The organism is Halobacillus sp. Nhm2S1, assembly GCF_019599545.1.
Lineage (GTDB): Bacteria > Bacillota > Bacilli > Bacillales > Halobacillaceae > Halobacillus.
On sequence record NZ_JAIEZV010000001.1, the window covers coordinates 582416 to 597033 of the forward strand.

General features: G+C 45.8%; 18 protein-coding genes. 8 read left to right on the top strand and 10 right to left on the bottom strand.

Annotated features, from left to right (window positions below; genetic code table 11):
• Positions 1 to 83: 83 nt before the first annotated feature.
• Both K2225_RS02965 and K2225_RS02970 read right to left on the bottom strand, forming a co-directional pair.
• Entirely contained in the window at positions 84 to 941 is an 858-nt protein-coding gene (locus tag K2225_RS02965) for a patatin-like phospholipase family protein (protein ID WP_220583401.1), read from the bottom strand.
• 114 nt (positions 942 to 1055) lie between these two features.
• Positions 1056 to 1205 (bottom strand): FbpB family small basic protein, encoded by a 150-nt coding sequence (locus K2225_RS02970; protein WP_089654755.1) that lies wholly within the window; start codon positions 1203 to 1205, stop codon positions 1056 to 1058.
• A 110-nt stretch (positions 1206 to 1315) separates the two neighbouring features.
• Here K2225_RS02970 and K2225_RS02975 point away from each other — a divergent pair, with 110 nt between their 5' ends.
• Positions 1316 to 2473 (top strand): aminotransferase A, encoded by a 1158-nt coding sequence (locus K2225_RS02975; protein ID WP_220583402.1) that lies wholly within the window; start codon positions 1316 to 1318, stop codon positions 2471 to 2473.
• Positions 2474 to 2569: 96 nt separating this feature from the next.
• On the opposite strand, the gene K2225_RS02980 is transcribed toward K2225_RS02975, so the two are convergent.
• The gene (locus tag K2225_RS02980; RefSeq protein WP_220583403.1) at positions 2570 to 2737 is read right to left on the bottom strand and encodes an aspartyl-phosphate phosphatase Spo0E family protein; all 168 of its coding nucleotides are present in this window, start codon (positions 2735 to 2737) and stop codon (positions 2570 to 2572) included.
• A gap of 293 nt (positions 2738 to 3030) precedes the next feature.
• Here K2225_RS02980 and lepB point away from each other — a divergent pair, with 293 nt between their 5' ends.
• The gene (gene lepB, locus K2225_RS02985) at positions 3031 to 3552 is read left to right on the top strand and encodes a signal peptidase I (RefSeq protein WP_220583404.1); all 522 of its coding nucleotides are present in this window, start codon (positions 3031 to 3033) and stop codon (positions 3550 to 3552) included.
• A gap of 53 nt (positions 3553 to 3605) precedes the next feature.
• On the opposite strand, the gene K2225_RS02990 is transcribed toward lepB, so the two are convergent.
• The 3 genes from K2225_RS02990 to K2225_RS03000 all read right to left on the bottom strand — a co-directional run bounded on the left by K2225_RS02990 (position 3606) and on the right by K2225_RS03000 (position 4656).
• A complete protein-coding gene (locus K2225_RS02990; RefSeq protein ID WP_220583995.1) occupies positions 3606 to 3749 on the bottom strand; it encodes a YvrJ family protein in 144 nt (47 codons plus the stop codon).
• Positions 3750 to 4197: 448 nt separating this feature from the next.
• The gene (locus K2225_RS02995; RefSeq protein WP_146813274.1) at positions 4198 to 4410 is read right to left on the bottom strand and encodes a DUF2922 domain-containing protein; all 213 of its coding nucleotides are present in this window, start codon (positions 4408 to 4410) and stop codon (positions 4198 to 4200) included.
• Positions 4411 to 4431: 21 nt separating this feature from the next.
• Positions 4432 to 4656, bottom strand: a complete 225-nt coding sequence (locus tag K2225_RS03000) for a DUF1659 domain-containing protein (protein ID WP_146813276.1) — start codon at positions 4654 to 4656, stop codon at positions 4432 to 4434.
• 572 nt (positions 4657 to 5228) lie between these two features.
• Here K2225_RS03000 and K2225_RS03005 point away from each other — a divergent pair.
• The 6 genes from K2225_RS03005 to K2225_RS03030 all read left to right on the top strand — a co-directional run bounded on the left by K2225_RS03005 (position 5229) and on the right by K2225_RS03030 (position 10088).
• Positions 5229 to 5738 carry a DoxX family membrane protein gene (locus tag K2225_RS03005; protein ID WP_220583405.1) on the top strand — a complete coding sequence of 170 codons (510 nt, stop codon included), beginning with the start codon at positions 5229 to 5231 and terminating at the stop codon, positions 5736 to 5738.
• 117 nt (positions 5739 to 5855) lie between these two features.
• Positions 5856 to 6629 carry a carotenoid biosynthesis protein gene (locus K2225_RS03010; protein ID WP_220583406.1) on the top strand — a complete coding sequence of 258 codons (774 nt, stop codon included), beginning with the start codon at positions 5856 to 5858 and terminating at the stop codon, positions 6627 to 6629.
• Entirely contained in the window at positions 6610 to 7272 is a 663-nt protein-coding gene (locus K2225_RS03015) for a lysophospholipid acyltransferase family protein (RefSeq protein ID WP_220583407.1), read from the top strand. Before K2225_RS03010 ends, K2225_RS03015 begins: the two co-directional genes overlap by 20 nt.
• Positions 7273 to 7290: 18 nt before the next feature.
• Positions 7291 to 8403, top strand: coding sequence for a glycosyltransferase family 2 protein (locus tag K2225_RS03020; RefSeq protein ID WP_220583408.1), 1113 nt, complete (start codon positions 7291 to 7293; stop codon positions 8401 to 8403).
• Positions 8400 to 9872 (top strand): phytoene desaturase family protein, encoded by a 1473-nt coding sequence (locus K2225_RS03025; protein ID WP_220583409.1) that lies wholly within the window; start codon positions 8400 to 8402, stop codon positions 9870 to 9872. Before K2225_RS03020 ends, K2225_RS03025 begins: the two co-directional genes overlap by 4 nt.
• 54 nt (positions 9873 to 9926) lie before the next feature.
• Positions 9927 to 10088, top strand: coding sequence for a DUF4021 domain-containing protein (locus K2225_RS03030; RefSeq protein WP_220583410.1), 162 nt, complete (start codon positions 9927 to 9929; stop codon positions 10086 to 10088).
• Between the two features lie 41 nt (positions 10089 to 10129).
• Here K2225_RS03030 and K2225_RS03035 read toward each other — a convergent pair whose 3' ends face one another.
• The 4 genes from K2225_RS03035 to K2225_RS03050 all read right to left on the bottom strand — a co-directional run bounded on the left by K2225_RS03035 (position 10130) and on the right by K2225_RS03050 (position 14607).
• The gene (locus K2225_RS03035; protein ID WP_220583411.1) at positions 10130 to 11356 is read right to left on the bottom strand and encodes an MFS transporter; all 1227 of its coding nucleotides are present in this window, start codon (positions 11354 to 11356) and stop codon (positions 10130 to 10132) included.
• A 157-nt stretch (positions 11357 to 11513) separates the two neighbouring features.
• Positions 11514 to 12539: an ABC transporter ATP-binding protein gene (locus K2225_RS03040; protein ID WP_220583412.1), complete on the bottom strand. Its 1026-nt coding sequence runs from the start codon at positions 12537 to 12539 to the stop codon at positions 11514 to 11516.
• A complete protein-coding gene (locus K2225_RS03045; RefSeq protein WP_255574138.1) occupies positions 12536 to 13483 on the bottom strand; it encodes a C40 family peptidase in 948 nt (315 codons plus the stop codon). Before K2225_RS03045 ends, K2225_RS03040 begins: the two co-directional genes overlap by 4 nt.
• Positions 13484 to 13509: 26 nt before the next feature.
• The gene (locus K2225_RS03050; RefSeq protein ID WP_220583414.1) at positions 13510 to 14607 is read right to left on the bottom strand and encodes a dipeptide epimerase; all 1098 of its coding nucleotides are present in this window, start codon (positions 14605 to 14607) and stop codon (positions 13510 to 13512) included.
• Between the last annotated feature and the right edge of the window lie 11 nt (positions 14608 to 14618).

Sequence of the window (14618 nt, forward strand, 5' to 3'; positions counted from 1 at the left end):
AAAGATGATGGTAAAAGCCATGAATATAACAGCAATCATGCCGGCCACCATTCTCCCCACTTTCCGTTCAACCTAGGAGATCATCATCCTCCCACCTGCAAAAAACGTTCCAGTCTAATTGCGTGGGCCTCCGCTTCTTCATATCCTTGAGCATACAGGTCGTGCAGACGGTCGCGATTCCTTTCGATTCTGCTCACTTTCAAAGGCTTTAAAGGACGGATGACGAACGCATCGCCGTTTTGTTCCGCTTCTTTCACTTTTTGCAATTGCTGATTATAACGAACGTGTCGTTCAAGCAAGGCTTTCGCGAAAAGTGGAAACTTCTTGTACTTGCGGTTGAAGTACCAGCCGGCTTTCATTTTACCTTTGATGTAGCCATCGTTACGTGTGAGCACGACCACATGTTTTTTGTTCCCATCCCGCTCAGAAGCCTGCATCGGTATAGGGTCGGCAATTCCCCCATCCATCAACTCACGACCCTCATACTGAATACTTGGGGCGACCATCGGCAAAGAGCTCGAAGCGCGTATCACTTTCAATAGACTTTCCCTGTCGGGGAAGCGGTCGTAAAAGACCGGTTCTCCCGTATTCATATCTGTAGTCCCCACGACAAAACGCGTTTTTTGCTGAAGGAACGTGTCATAATCGAACGGAACAAGCTGATTGGGAAGCTTATCAAATATGAAATCCATTCCAAACAACTGCCGTTTTGTAATCATCCGCTTGTACGATATGTATTCTGGATGCGCCCCGTACTCAACAATCACTTCGTAGTTCCTTCCCCGCTGTCTCGCAACATATGAGCTGCCATTGCATGCTCCCGCTGATGCTCCGACCACATAAGGGATGTGAATGTCTTCATCGAGAAAGAAATCAAGCACGCCCGCGGTATAGGCGCCTCTCATCCCGCCACCTTCAAGAACTAAACCGACATCATCCATGGGATTAAACACCTTCCTTTTCACATTTGGTTCGTTTATCTATATTTTGCCATGTTCTCTTAGAAAAGTAAAAAAGCAACCCCTTCTATGCGGTTGCTTTTTGGTGTGATATCATCAGTTTACATAAGCATCGGAATCGTTTTTTCTTGTATGTTTTTCATCTATTTGACGTTCGATTTTTTCGATTGCTTCCTGATCGTTTAACAATTGTCGCTTGTTACGATCCACTAAGTCTTCAAAGGAAATTCGTTTGTGGCTTCTCATTCTACAACTCCTTTCATAGGCTTATTCTAAATTATAACAAAATTCAACAAATTCCAGATGTTAATTGTTTGAACATTTTGTTAACTTTATGTAAAGAAGGAGACTTTGCTATGGAACACTTCATCAACCCAAAAGTGAAACAAATTGAAATCTCTGGCATCCGTCGTTTTTTTAACATGGTCTCCCATTATGACGACGTCATTTCATTGACCATCGGCCAGCCTGATTTTCCTACCCCACCGCAAGTGAAGGAAGCTGGAATCCAGGCCATCAAAGATAATCAGACGAGTTACACGCATAACGCAGGGATGCTGCCCCTTAGAAAAGCCATCCAGCAACACGTTAAAAATGCGTATGGCCTTGATTATAATGCAGAAGAAGAAATCATCGTCACGATCGGTGCTTCTCAGGCTCTTGATATTACGCTTCGAACCATTATCCAGCCGGGAGATGAAGTCCTGTTGCCAGGTCCCGTTTATCCTGGATATGAGCCGCTGATCCGGTTAGCGGGGGGGACGCCTGTGTTCATTGATACAAGCAAGCATGAATTCAAGTTAACAGGAGAAATGATCAAACAAAAAATCAGCCCCAACACGAAAGCTGTTATTTTACCCTACCCTTCCAACCCGACGGGCGTTTCATTGACGGAAGAAGAGCTGCGCGGAATTGCAGATGTGATCAAAGAGCATCAACTCTTCTTATTGGCCGATGAAATCTACAGTGAACTTGTATATGATCGGCCGCACGTATCAATCGCGAGCTTTTCTGATGTACGTGACCAGGTCATCGTCATCAATGGGGTTTCGAAATCCCATAGCATGACCGGATGGAGGATCGGCTACCTGCTCGCTCCATCCTGGCTGAGCCGCCACCTATTGAAAGTCCATCAGTACAACGTTTCCTGCGCGACTTCAATCAGTCAGCACGCGGCCCTCGAAGCTCTGACAAACGGCAAACAAGAAGCCGAAGCGATGCGTGATGCTTATCAAGAAAGAAGAGCGTTCGTGGTCAAGCGTCTGAAGCAAATGGACATACCATTTGCTAAGCCTGAAGGAGCTTTTTACATTTTCTTGAACTTTCCGCTGAACGGCAAAACGACGTTCGATCGTGCGGTGCAGCTCGTCGAAGAGGCAGGGGTCGCGCTTGTTCCGGGAGATGCTTTTTCAGAATATGGCAAAGGCTATATGCGCCTGTCGTATGCATACAGTAAGGATACATTGGAAAAAGGACTTCAGCGCCTGCAGGACTTAATTTCAAAAGAGGTTTAAGCTTGGCCTGGAAATCCAGACATGGTTTGACGATGGGCTGGATTCTTTTTTCCGGACATGAAAAGAACTCATGGATGCCATTCCCATGAGTTCTTTTTAATTTGGATTGTTTTTTTGTACTTCATTCAAAAGGGCATCGAGTTGTTGACTGATCTTGACAGACTCGGGGCTTGACAACCCTTTTTCAAATGCCACTTTTGTCATTTTATTCCGCAAATACTCTAATTCAGCAATACGAGGATCTTTGTCGGCCACTTGCACCATCGACTACCTCCTGACTTAATTTTCCTTCTTATTGTACAACATTTTTGCAGAAATGAAAAGAATGTGTGTTCGCATCCAGTTCTTGCACGAGAAGAATTATCTCAATTTTCTTTTTAATTGTAAAGGCAATCGGGAAAGGTTCTTATATTTCGACAGAGGTTGATAAAACGAAAGAAATCAGTAACGGGAGTTTACAATTTCGTAAAAGCATTCCTTAGCATCTTTTCTTTCCGTTGCGATATGGTAAAATTAAGGATGAGATATTCTATGTTCATCTAGAAAGGAAGATGAGTTTGTCTGAGCAATCAAAAAAAGAATGGTTGGAATGGTTGAAGGCCATTGCTGTTGCCATTACACTCGCATTTATATTACGAACCTTTTTCTTTGCCACCTCGATTGTTGAAGGGGCCAGCATGGACCCGACACTCAAAAATGGTGAACGTGTCATGTTCAATAAGATTATATATTATGTAGATGAACCCGAACGCGGGGATATTGTCATCATTGAGAGACCAGTAAAAAGTTATGTGAAACGAGTCATCGGCCAGCCGGGCGACACGGTGGAAATCCGTAATCACGAGCTGTATGTGAACGGTGAGGAGCAGACCCAGGAGTACTTGACGGAAGAGGCAGCCTCCGCAACGCGAGATTTCGGACCCATCGAAGTTCCAAAAGGGAAATACTTCGTCATGGGAGACAACCGTTCCATCAGTAAGGACAGCCGGAATGGGCTTGGTTTTGTTGAAGAGGAAGAAATTATCGGACGTACAGAGTTGATCATTTACCCATTCAATGAATGGGGACTTACGAAATAAACTCAAAAACGACCCTTGATCAGGCGGGTCGTTTTTTTCATCTCCAATGTCATTCATTTAGTCGTGGCGATTTTTTCCGGCATTTGATGAAGTGTTTCAATCAGTTGATCAAGCTTCCCTTCCACGCGGTGCAGCAGGTAAAACGTTACCGCTACAGGGAAACCAACATCCGCCAAAATCGAAATCCAAGCATCAATCCCCATACATCCACCTCTTCTCTTTTTATATATGGCCAGTTTTGAAAGACTCCGTTTCTAGATGTTTCCGTGGTTCGTTGCTGTTTTGAGCTTCAGGGGTGGCTGGGAAGCTACTTGCTTTCCTGTGGGGAGCGCCGAGCTTCCTCGGACTGCGTCCTGCGGAATCTCGCCCCCTATTATCGAGTTGAATTGTCTTCCACTATCTACTATTAGAAGCATAAAGCGCGCTATTTAAGCTTTTAGGATTTAAACACCTGTACGTAGGAGTTTATTCCAACAGCCCCATCAATCTGGATGGCTGCTTATTTGGAAAAGTGGTTTCGAGACACTAAGCGGTCACAAATATCTCGAAATTCAGTCTTTCACAAGACTGACATAACATTTAATAATTATAATGATTGATTCTGATAAAAAGAGCCGCTACTTATGGTTAGCGGCTCTTTCATTTTTAGAATGTGATATCAAAAACGTTGCGTTCGACGATGCGGGCTTCTTTCTTCTCAACAAGGTCTCCCCCATTAGAATAGAAGCAGCCTTGAACAAGGATGGCGTCCATCGCCGCACTCACCTGTACAGGATCGACAGGCTCTACCGGGTCGTCCAGGCTGATGGTGACTGTTTTTCCTTCTTCATTCAGAAATTTAAGCTCCAGCTTTTTCATTGATTTCCCTCCTCCTCTAGATTAAGATTCAGTCAAAACTGAGCGGTCATCACGGGCGATATCGACAAGGATATGCTGCTGTAACGGGGATAGAGCGATCGACACTTCATGCAGTTGTTCATCTGTTGCCTCCGTCTTGATGTTGTTGAATGACTTACGCTTAAGAATCATGTTTCCGTCTTCATCCGTTCCTGTTGAAAAGACTAGCTGCAAGCGACTGTCTACTTTCAAAGTATTTACGGCCATCTGCTTCACCTCCTCTCACTTCTATAATCGAAGGAGAAGAGGAAAAAGTGTCGGTTGTACTCTTATTATTCTTTTCTTTGCTTCTCATCTATGTATCAGCCCGTATGGTGGATGGCAGAAGAGGAAATATGGGGCTTATAAAGAAAGGAGATAAAAAAAGCGTCAGGGGAAGGAACCTTGATGGGATTCCTTCCCCTGACGCTTTTTTTCATTAAGTATCAACCATTATCAAAAATCGTTAACCCTATGAGGCCCAACATTACAATAATACTGACAAAAAACATAATCATTTCCATTCTTGTTCCACCCCTCTTTCTTCTCTATCATAGCAAATATTTAAAGCGTTTGCTTTGCTTGTTTTTATTCCTCTGATATTTTTATCATACCCTGGATAGAAAACGTAAACACACGCGATTTCACAATTCCGCCATAAAACATTGAACAGATTGTGAATTACTGAACAAAATATGGATATCCTTTCCTTCTGGGACTATACTTGAATTGTAAGAAAGAGATTTTCTTACAAAACATCATGTGAAATGGTGAACAAACTATTATGAGGAGTGAGTTCCATGTTGAATGAAATGTTACGAAACAACAAGGTGGTTGCGATGATCCTTACCGTCTTTCGTGTTTACCTGGGGTATGCCTGGTTGACCGCTGGCATCGGAAAAATGACAGGCGGGTTTGAAGTAAGTGGTTTTCTGAATGGAGCGATTGCGAAGGCAGAAGGCGCACACCCGGCTGTCCAGGGATGGTGGGCCGCATTCCTTGAACAATTCGCCCTTCCGAATCATGAGTTTTTCGCTTTCATCGTTATGTGGGGAGAAGTTCTTGCAGGCCTTGCACTTATCTTAGGATTATTCACGAACGTAGCCGCTTTCGGAGGCATTCTCATGAACTTCGCTTTCTTATTCAGTGGAACAGTCAGCACGAACCCGCAGATGGTTCTGCTCACCATCTTTATCCTTGTTGCCGGTGCCAATGCCGGGCGCTATGGATTAGATCGCTGGGTCTTGCCAACACTCAAAAAACAAGGCACCAAACTTCACATGAGAAGAGGAAGACTTGCTCATCAATAATACACCCGAGCCCTATGGATTGCGCATAGGGCTTTTTTCGTTTATTTTACTTCCGGATGAGGTATGATGATTTTATACATAACTCTTTTGAGGACCGTAAAATGAGAGAGGTGCTCTATGGCTACTTATATTTTCCGATTTTTTATTTTCTGGTACATATGTGGAGTTTTTTTAGTGACGTTTGACTTGCTTCCCCCCTGGCTGGAATGGGCGAACAGCGTTTTCTTGATTACTGCAGGGGTCGTGGCAGGGATCTATTTTATGAAGATGTACGGCGTTTGGCGCGGAATCATCTACAGCCTGATCATCATTGTTGTCAGTATCTATGTGGAACATTTGGGAGTAAAATACAATTTCTTATTCGGAGCCTATCATTATACGGAAAACTTCGGACTAAAGATTGCCGATACACCGATTACGATTGGATTTGCGTGGCTGTTGATTATCGGCTGTTCTCATGAACTGGCCCGGGTGTTATCGAAGGGATGGAGTCTTTGGGCCAGCCGGTTCATTTTTGTTCTCTCAGGTGCGCTTGCAGCGGTGACCATGGACCTTATTCTCGACCCGGTTTCTTTCAAAGTGAAGGAATATTGGATTTGGGAAGATCCCGGCTTCTATTACGATATTCCGTTTTCCAACTTCTTTGGCTGGTTTGTATTGGCTGCCTTCTTTCACCTGATTTTTCTGTTTATCCATCGGGACTTGGAAGGTAGAGACGTTCACCCTTGGCCGGGAAGGATGGTTCTGACGTTCGGCCTGATTATTTTCCTTTTTCTCTGTATCGCATTCACCGGCCGGTTGTATGGAGCGATTGTGTTCGTAAGTGCTCTTACACTCTTATGGTATGGTCTGTACTTTTGGAGGAGATCAAATGTTTCAACCCGCACGTAAAACACCTTGGATCGATTGGGGATTCACCCGCTTCAATCGTTTATTTTTAAACTATCATTTCAATGACATCCGGATTCAGACCCCTGAGTCGATACCTGATGAGAAGACACTGTTTCTTATCAATCATTCGACATGGTGGGATCCGCTCGTTATCTTTTATATCAACGATCGCCTTGTTCAATCAGACGGTTACGGCATGATGCACGAAGAAGGGATCCGCCGTTTTCCTTTTTTCCGGAGGATCGGTGCCTACTCAGTGAGCGGTGAGGACCGCCGCCATTTGATGGAATCATTAAAATACAGCAAGCGTCTGCTTGAGCAGGGCAAAACAGTGTGGATCTTTCCTCAAGGGAATGAACAGCCTCTTGAGAAAAGACCGCTTGAATTTTTTTCAGGCATCAGTTACCTCACCCAGAAGTGTCGGGACATTAAAATCGTTCCCGTTTCCTTGTACTATGCGCTTGAGCATACAAGAAAGCCGAATGCGTACATACGACTGGGAGAAGCTCTCCCCAAACAGGAATACGTATCACTCCCTAGAAAAGAAATGACCCGGTATTTTGAGAAGAAGGTCACCGAACAGCTGGATGAATTACGAGAAGACATCATCCAGGAAAACCTTCATTCCTTTAAAAAATTATAGTGGAAAGGAGGAATCAAGATGTCGTTGGTATTTTTCATTCTTTTGATCATCACCATCGTTCTGAATGTGTGGACCATTTTCAACAGCCTCTTCCTGTACCCTTTATCAGCGCAACAGGAGCTTGAAGCAAAGCCATCTGTTTCATTACTCGTCCCACTGAGAAATGAAGTGGACAATGTAGAAGGATTGATCCGGTCGTTACGTTCGCTTACTTATCCCGATTTGGAAATCATCCTGCTTGATGATCATTCCGAAGATGGCACCTTCGATAGGCTCAACGAACAGGTCGCAGGTGATGAACGTCTTACTGTCATTCAGGGAAAAGAGCTCCCCGAAGGCTGGAACGGAAAAGTTCATGCCTGTCACCAGCTCGCGCAAGCGGCTACCGGAGAGTATTTTTTATTCCTTGATGCCGATGCCCGGGTCGCACCTGGTGTCATTCAACAAACCCTTGCTAGGATGCAGCAGAAGAAGGCAGGCATGTTGAGTGGGTTTCCCAATTATCCCAATGCCAATTTTCTCAGTCATATGCTCGTTCCGCTACAGCATATGGTTGTCCTGCTGCACCTCCCCCTTTTCGTCGCTAACCGGACAACGAAGCCGATGTTCACAGCTGCCTGCGGAATTTTCATCATGATTGAAAAGAACGTCTACGAAGCGATCGGCGGACATGCATCCGTAAAAGGCTCTCTTGTGGAAGACGTACATATTGCGAGAGAAGTAAAAAAGCACGGATACAAAATGATCCTTGCAAACATTACGGAATCCGTGCTTTCCTACATGTACGATTCTGGAAAAGAGACATGGGAAGGCTTTAAGAAGAATGTGTACACAGGGATTGGTCGATCGGCGGGCATGGTGGTGTTTTTGACCTTGTTCTATGCTGTCGTTTTCTTAGCCCCCGCTGTCTTTGCAGTCGTAGGACTTGTCAGCGGAAATTATGCCTTATTTCTTCCGTATCTTTTAACAGTTGCGTTCAAGATGTATGTGGACGCCCGGACCGGACATCCGTTATGGCTATCCTTCCTTCTGCCCGTCGCAGTCGTGTTGTTGATCGCAATCATGATGGCGTCGATGTTCGTTCATAAACGAGGAGAAAAATACCAGTGGAAAGGGAGGTTCTATCAATGAAAGTGGCCATCATCGGGGGAGGCCTTGGCGGCTTATCCGCTGCCGTCACCCTCGCCAAGCACGGAGCTGATGTAAGACTGTTCGAAAAGAATGATCACTTTGGTGGAAAAATGATGAGCGTCGATGAAGGTGGATTTCACTTTGATTTTGGTCCCAATACCATCACGATGCCTGAAGTGTTTCAGGACGTGCTCAGACAAGGAGGACTCGATCCACGGGAGGAGCTTCCTTTTGCGAAAATCGTCACACATACGAGAAATGAATTTCACGACGGGACGACGTTTGATTTTTCCACAGATCAAAGGTATATGAAACAGCAGCTACAACGCTTGGATCCTAAGGGGCACGTGATGTATGAAGATTTCCTAATTGAAATTGAACGCTTATACCACCTGTCCCAAAAACATTTTCTGCACAGGACTTTCAATGGGTGGAGCGACTACCTTTCCCCCTCCCTCGCCAAAAGCATGACGAAAGTGCGTCCTCTCGAATCGATGGATCACTTTTTCAGGCGTTATTTTTCAAATCCGAAGATCATCCAGGCTTTGAACCGCTATTCCACATACATTGGTTCCAACCCTTATCAGGCACCCGCCACGTTCAGTATGATCGCTCATCTCGAGTGGAATGATGGGGTCTATTTTGTCCGCGGTGGCAATACGAGGATTGCGGACCGGTTCGTCAAAGCTGCAGAAAACGTAGGGGTAAGGTTATACAGCGGAACAAAGGTTACCCGTATCCTTCACGAAAATCAAAAAGTGACAGGTGTAGAGACGGATGATGGCGACCAATTTGAAGCAGACCATGTGATCATGAACGGCGATCTCCTCCAGGCTGTTCCTGAATTGATTGATCCAGAAGCGAGACGCACGATGACCAACCGGAAATTAAATGGCTACGATCCTTCCATCTCAGCCTTTGTCATCATGGCCGGACTTGATACAAAAATCCGTCGGTTGAAGCATCATCATTTATTTTTCTCAAGCGATTATAAAAAAGAATTCAACGTTTTAAGAAACGGCTATTACGCGGATGATCCGACGATTTACATTTGTACTTCTTCCAAATCGGATTATTCCGTCTCTTCTCAAGGAGATAACTGTTTTATCCTCGTCAACGCACCCGCCCTCCAACAAAAAGGCGGTTACGATAAGCAGGCGTACAAAAACCATATTTATGATCGACTCCAGGATGCCGGGGTTCCCATTAAAGATCATATCCAGGTCGAAAAAGTATGGGATCCCGCGGACATCGAAAGACATTTTGGTGCCTACCGTGGATCTTTGTATGGTCCTTCTTCCAACCGCAGGTCCCAAGCGTTTATGAGGCCGTTCAACAAATCCCAGGATCTTGACGGGCTCTGGTTTTGTGGGGGAAGTACGCACCCGGGCGGCGGGTCTCCGATGGTCGTGTTGAGTGGACAGAATGTTGCGAATGAGATTTTAGGAAAACTTGTCCAAATCGAATAGCCTCCTGCATACTCCTTCCCTTTTCAGCCAAGCTAAAAAAGGGAGGTGTCCGGAATGGAGAAGAACAAACGCAACAAACCGCAAAAAGAAGAAAAGCGCCCGATGAATCCTGTGACCAATGACCTTGGAGTCGACCAGGATGAACAGGCGATGAACGGCGATTACGGCATGCTTGAGACGGAAGAAGAAGATCGTCTGCACGACCGTAAGAAATAAAAAGAGGAAAACATAGCCGCACAGCTATGTTTTCCTCTTTTTTAGTCCTCGTCTGTTAAGGTTTCATCCATTCTGAAGAGCGAAAGCATACCAGACAAAATCGGAAGTGCTCCAACGATCCCGATCGCCCAGGGTACGGAAAAAAGATCCGCAAAGACACCGGCAAGAATGGCGCCGAACGCATATCCGCTGTCGCGCCAAAAACGATAGACGCCCAAGGAAGTCGCTCTCCATTCCGGTCTGGCGACATCACTGATCGAGGCAAGGATGGTAGGGTAGACCATCGCTGTACCAATTCCCAAGAAAAAAGCACCGGTCAGCCACATGGGATACGTTTGGGCAAGGAGAATAAACCATAGGGAAAGGCCTTGAAGCAGCATTCCTGAAACGATCAATTTCTTCCTGCCGATTTTGTCACTCCATATCCCTGTGAACAATTGAAAGAATCCCCAGGCCGCCGGGTAGAGCGCGACAACTGTCCCTACTTGACCGACACTCAGACCCCCAGCACTCAAGAAAATAGGAAACAGTCCCCACGCCATTCCATCTTTTAAGTTCGTCGTGAGACCAGCCAGACTACCGCTCGCTAAATTTTTATTTTTCCATGTCGTTTGCTTGAAGACCTCTTTGGTTGATGAAGCGACTGTCGAACCCGTCTTTTTCACCTGGCTTTGTACATGCTTGTTCGTATCTTCAGCAAAACAGGATAAGAAGAACCCTAGGATGACGAGAACAATGCCGATGTAAAAAGGTTCTGGTACAAGGGAGTATTGAGAAGCCACGTAACCGGAAACAGCAGCCATAACGGCTACACCGATGTATCCAGCAAATTCATTGAACCCGACAGCCAAACCTCTTTGTTCAGGCTTCGCGAGGTCCACCTTCATATTAACCGTCATCGACCATGTCAGGGCCTGATTGATTCCAAGAAATAGGTTAGCGACAACGATCACCCACCACGCCTCTGCAAAAATGACGAGCAGAGGGGCGATAAGACCGATGGCCCAGCCACCTAATAGCACGCGCTTTCTCCCCCACCGGTCCGCCATGCTTCCCGCGAAAAAGTTCATCACCGCTTTTGAAAAACCGAAGCTGACGATAAAAGACAGCGCGGCACTCGTAGAAGCTATTCCATAAACTTCTTCTCCAATGGTCGGCAAGATCGTGCGTTCCAAGCCAACCATGGAGCCAACAAAGAAGTTCACGAGGACGAGGAGGGAAAATGAAAGGATATTTTCCCTTACTCCTATCTTTATGGATGGTTTCATTTTCATCACCTGCTACCTTTTTGTTTTCATTCCACCATGTTACCACACGGGGTATTCAAATGAAAACACGACATCCTTTGCATCGACGGTGAGGATTTTCGATTCCTATCGCTTCATTAATAAAAAGCATGCCTCGTGTAAAGGCATGCTTTCAGTATTAACGAATATTTACTTTCATTTGTTCCGTTCTCTTCTTTCTTTCGGAAGGATCGACCACTGAATCATCATACAAGTGACAAGCGACTCTATGGCCCTTTTCCACTTCCTGCCACACAGGAGACTGCTCGCTGCACACATCCATCGCAAAAGGACAGCGCGTCCGGAATACACAGCCACTAGGAGGATCGATCGGGCTTGGGATTTCCCCTTCGATTATGACTTGTTCCCGTTGATCTTCGATATCTGGATCCGGAATAGGAATGGCTGAAAGCAGGGCTTGGGTATAAGGATGTAGAGGAGTATCATAAAGCCGGTCACTGCTGGTTAACTCGACTAAGTGACCGAGATACATGACACCAATCCGATCCGAGATGTGCTGCACCATAGAAAGGTCATGGGCAATAAACAAATACGTCAGCCCTTTTTCTTCTTGAAGCCGCTCCAGTAAGTTAACCACTTGCGCCTGGACAGATACATCCAAGGCAGAAATTGGCTCATCTGCGATAATGATCTCCGGGTCGAGTGCAAGCGCCCTCGCAATCCCAATCCGCTGACGCTGTCCTCCACTGAATTCATGAGGGTAGCGGTTGGCATGATCCCGATTTAAACCCACTTCTTCAAGCAGCTCGTAGACACGTTCCATCCTTTCCTTATTCGAAGGAAAGAGACCGTGGATCTCCATAGGTTCGAGTATGATTTCGGATACGGTAGAACGTGGGTTCAGTGATGCATAAGGGTCTTGGAAAATCATTTGCATTTGGCGCTTTAAACGAAATTGTTCTTTCGGTGTACGGTCTTGAACACTTCGTCCTTCAAAAAGGACTTCTCCACTAGTTTTTTCGTAGAGGTTCATGATTGTGCGCCCTGTCGTCGACTTTCCGCAGCCGGATTCTCCGACAAGTCCAAGCGTCTCTCCTTTGTACAAGTCAAAACTGACACCATCGACCGCTTTCAATGATTTCCCTTTCCCCATCTTAAAATGCTTTTTAAGATCTTTCACTTCAAGTGTTTTATGCAGGCTCATGAGGTCTCCTCCATCTCGCTCCAATATCTTCTTGCCACACATAATTCTTTTTCGTAGACGGTTCCTTCCAGATCAATGATTTCAATGCTCTTCCCAACATTCGGTGAATGAAGCATCTTGTTGTCACCATAGTAAAATCCGACGTGATGAATGCTCCCTTTTCCTTCCTCATAAGCAAAGAACAGCAGGTCCCCCACTTGAAGATCATCCAAGGGGACATCCTTTCCACTCTTCGCCTGATCTGTCGCGTCTCTTGGGATTTCGTAGTGGAAGGCTTTATGCATGTTGTAGGCAAAGCCTGAGCAGTCGTATCCAAAAGCACTCATCCCTCCCCAAAAATAGGGAAGCCCGACGAAGGCTTCTCCTGAGCGGATGAGATCTTCCCCGTTACCTTTAGCCGTCGTTTCCTCTTTCGTTTGTACCGCGACGTCTTCGGAAACAAAATACGCAGCCCCATCCGGAGAAAGAACTTTTACAAATCTATCTTTTTCCTCGAGGACAGGAAGGGAAGTTAAATAACTGACTTCCATAAGCGGTTCTTCTGCACCATTGTAGAGCCATGCTTGCTTCTTATGGACAACCGCCTGTTTGTTTGCCTTCCATTCGTCTTCCCTTATTTCGACCAGCTGACTTCCCGGAATATAACCAGGGTAGCCCCGCTTATCTTTTTTGGAAGGCTGTGAGGGAACCACGACTTTTGCCCAGTCATCCACCCACTCCTCTACCCACACCTCTTCACCTAATAGAAGTTGGGATTGAACAAGGTTCTCATCACACAGCCCGCGCTTTTGATCGTCATTCAAAACTTTCAGCCAGTCTCTCATAGAAGGTGAGGCTGTAAGTGAAGTTTGATCCACTGCTCTTGGAGAATCAGGGGCTGTCCAAAGAGTAGCTACAGGGACACGCACCACTCTCTTTTCTTTGTTTTCTTTCGTTTGTGTCATCATGGACCTCCTTGAAAAGACGTGTTTTATATATTTACAATCTGTTCGGTCTTTACGTTTGCAAGCCCCATCCCGGAGCCTTCCGGAAACGTAAGCAGCGCTTTTTCATACTGGATCCCGCCCTCAATCGGGTCTTCGGTAAGCATCAATGGGGCATCAAAGTCGACCCTTGTAACATTGTTCTGACTTGCTGCAAAATGCGCGGCTGCCGTAATTCCGAGTTTTGTCTCAATCATGCTGCCAACCATGCATTCCACTCCATACGCTTCTGCCAGATGGTTGATTTTCATAGCTTGATGAATACCACCGGATTTCATCAGTTTGATATTGATCAAATCGGCGCTCCTTGTCTCCAGGATCCGCCTTGCGTCTGTTGGACTAAAAACACTCTCATCAGCCATGATCGGTGTGTACGTATGTTCGGTTACTTGCTTCATCCCTTCTATATTTTTGGCATGGACAGGCTGTTCCACTAATTCAATGGGAAGGTTATGGTCTTCCATTTTGCGGATGGCATAGATGGCCTCTTTCGGCGACCACCCTTGATTCGCATCCAGCCTGATCCGCACCCCTTCACCTACCTGCTCATGGATGGTCTGAATCCGTTCGATATCTTTTTGAATGGTATCTTTTCCTACTTTCACCTTTAAGATTTTAAACCCCTGGCTGACATAGCGAGCCGCATCTTCCGCCATTTCTTCCGGCTCATTTACACTGACCGTATAATCGGTTTCCAACTCGCACTTCGCTCCTCCTAGCAACTGATAGAGAGGAAGTTGATAGACTTTACCTAGAAGGTCGTGTATAGCGATATCCACAGCCGCTTTAGCGCTTGTATTCCCAATGCAGCAGCTGTTGAGCTTTTCAAAAAGGTCCTCTCTATAAGTGATGTCCTTTCCCAGCAGAACAGGAGTGATGATTTTATTTATCGTATGATCGATACTCGTTAAACTCTCTCCGGTAATCACGACCGTCGGCGGGGCTTCTCCCCACCCTGCGGTCCCATCGTCACCAACCACTTTTACGTAAATGGACTCAGCGACAGTCACGGTGCGTAATGCCGTTTTGAACGGAGTATGTAAGGGAATCGCCACCGGATACGTTTCAATCGACTGAATTCTCATGTTCCTCCACC

Bases quoted from the DNA above. Each gene is read 5' to 3' on its own strand.
- K2225_RS02965 (WP_220583401.1), bottom strand. From the start codon at position 941: ATGGATGATGTCGGTTTAGTTCTTGAAGGTGGCGGGATGAGAGGCGCC.
- K2225_RS02970 (WP_089654755.1), bottom strand. From the start codon at position 1,205: ATGAGAAGCCACAAACGAATTTCCTTTGAAGACTTAGTGGATCGTAAC.
- K2225_RS02975 (WP_220583402.1), top strand. From the start codon at position 1,316: ATGGAACACTTCATCAACCCAAAAGTGAAACAAATTGAAATCTCTGGC.
- K2225_RS02980 (WP_220583403.1), bottom strand. From the start codon at position 2,737: ATGGTGCAAGTGGCCGACAAAGATCCTCGTATTGCTGAATTAGAGTAT.
- K2225_RS02995 (WP_146813274.1), bottom strand. From the start codon at position 4,410: ATGAAAAAGCTGGAGCTTAAATTTCTGAATGAAGAAGGAAAAACAGTC.
- K2225_RS03000 (WP_146813276.1), bottom strand. From the start codon at position 4,656: ATGGCCGTAAATACTTTGAAAGTAGACAGTCGCTTGCAGCTAGTCTTT.
- K2225_RS03005 (WP_220583405.1), top strand. From the start codon at position 5,229: ATGTTGAATGAAATGTTACGAAACAACAAGGTGGTTGCGATGATCCTT.
- K2225_RS03010 (WP_220583406.1), top strand. From the start codon at position 5,856: ATGGCTACTTATATTTTCCGATTTTTTATTTTCTGGTACATATGTGGA.
- K2225_RS03015 (WP_220583407.1), top strand. From the start codon at position 6,610: ATGTTTCAACCCGCACGTAAAACACCTTGGATCGATTGGGGATTCACC.
- K2225_RS03020 (WP_220583408.1), top strand. From the start codon at position 7,291: ATGTCGTTGGTATTTTTCATTCTTTTGATCATCACCATCGTTCTGAAT.
- K2225_RS03025 (WP_220583409.1), top strand. From the start codon at position 8,400: ATGAAAGTGGCCATCATCGGGGGAGGCCTTGGCGGCTTATCCGCTGCC.
- K2225_RS03030 (WP_220583410.1), top strand. From the start codon at position 9,927: ATGGAGAAGAACAAACGCAACAAACCGCAAAAAGAAGAAAAGCGCCCG.
- K2225_RS03035 (WP_220583411.1), bottom strand. From the start codon at position 11,356: ATGAAACCATCCATAAAGATAGGAGTAAGGGAAAATATCCTTTCATTT.
- K2225_RS03040 (WP_220583412.1), bottom strand. From the start codon at position 12,539: ATGAGCCTGCATAAAACACTTGAAGTGAAAGATCTTAAAAAGCATTTT.
- K2225_RS03045 (WP_255574138.1), bottom strand. From the start codon at position 13,483: ATGACACAAACGAAAGAAAACAAAGAAAAGAGAGTGGTGCGTGTCCCT.
- K2225_RS03050 (WP_220583414.1), bottom strand. From the start codon at position 14,607: ATGAGAATTCAGTCGATTGAAACGTATCCGGTGGCGATTCCCTTACAT.